Below are 1362 nucleotides of genomic sequence, written 5' to 3'. Positions count from 1 at the left end.
GCAGAGCTGACCATGCTGGGCAATTGGGCACACGGCGGTGAGCGGATTGACCCGGCGACGTCGGATCATCCAGCACCTGCGCTCCAGCGCGACTCGCCGCACTCTGGAAGCGGGAGGGAGCGCGGCGTGGGGACCGATTCGGGTCGTCCCGTCCGCTCGCTCCGGGAGGTGACAGTGATGATGTACTGGTACGACGGCCATGGAATGAGCGGCTGGGGCTGGTTTGCGATGTCCCTGGGCATGCTGCTGTTCTGGGCTGTGCTCATCATCGGGGCGGTGCTGGTGGTACGGGCGCTGACCCACGCCGGCGATCGCGGCCGTCCCCCGATGTGGCCACCCGCCGCGCCTCCGGCCGCCGATGGGCCCGCCGGACCGTCTCCCGAGCAGGTCTTGGCCGACCGCTTCGCCCGCGGGGAGATCGACGAGCAGGAGTACCGCGCCCGTCTGGCCGCGCTCCGCGAGACGGCCGACCGCCTCGTCAAACACTGACGGCCGACCGAGGCCTCGACCGACTGCGGCACGCTCACCCCGAGCATGGGCGGCGCGCCAGCCGACCAGCGGCGCTGGCCCATGGCCTCGCATCCGCGCGCCGCGTCGGTTCAGCGGGCCATGGGTGGTCCCCACCGAACCGACGCGGGAGGCGGTCAGGTGACGTAGGACAGGATGCATGAGCGACGACGACCACGGGCACGGGCACGGTGGCTCGGGTGGGCACGGCGGGCATGCGCACGGCCCGGCCGCCGACGCCGACCGCACCTTGCGGCCCGCCCGCTCCTTCACGACCACTCATCGACAGGGGCGGGGCCGGGGAGCAAGGCAGGGACCGGACGAATCTGGCCGGCGTGCTCGCAGCGACAGGACGCAACTCTCGCGCCGCTCCCGGCTCCAGACTTAGTTACGCGCTCACCACGCAAGATCAAACGGGCTCACAACCCGACCCCGCCGAGATCATTTCACGCCGTCGCGACGTCCACAGGCCCGGCTGACTTGGTTGAAGGCCCTGAAATCACCGTCCGGCCGGTCGCCACACGTGCCACGAACAGGGACGATGCTCGGTGATCGTGCCGACCGGAACATCGTCTACCGAGGAGAACAAGCGTTCCGAACGCCTGGCGGTCCGGGCACTTCCGGGCCCCCTGGTGACCGTGATCGTTGGGCATCGTGGTCGTGTCGACCTTCCTATTCCGCCTCGGAATGTGCTTGTGCTCAGGCTGCGGCCGCGCCGAGGAGGGGCTGGCGGCCAGTACGTCCACACCCAGGGCGATGTGCCCGTGGTCAGTGCGGCTGGTCGGGTTGGCTGGCGACGAGCGGGAATTCTGCCTTGAGGAGCATTGTCAGTTGCTCCTGGAGCTCGCGCAGCGC

Annotated in this window: 1 protein-coding gene; it reads left to right on the top strand. The window is 69.9% G+C overall.

Annotated elements, in window-relative coordinates; translation table 11 throughout:
• The first annotated feature begins 177 nt into the window (after positions 1–177).
• Positions 178–489: an SHOCT domain-containing protein gene (locus tag ACY45C_RS06270; protein ID WP_462186723.1), complete on the top strand. Its 312-nt coding sequence runs from the start codon at positions 178–180 to the stop codon at positions 487–489.
• The last annotated feature ends 873 nt before the right edge of the window (positions 490–1362 follow it).

The sequence above is a fragment of the Frankia sp. CcWB2 genome (genome assembly GCF_977927585.1).
This window is presented reverse-complemented; position numbering and strand designations above follow the sequence as displayed.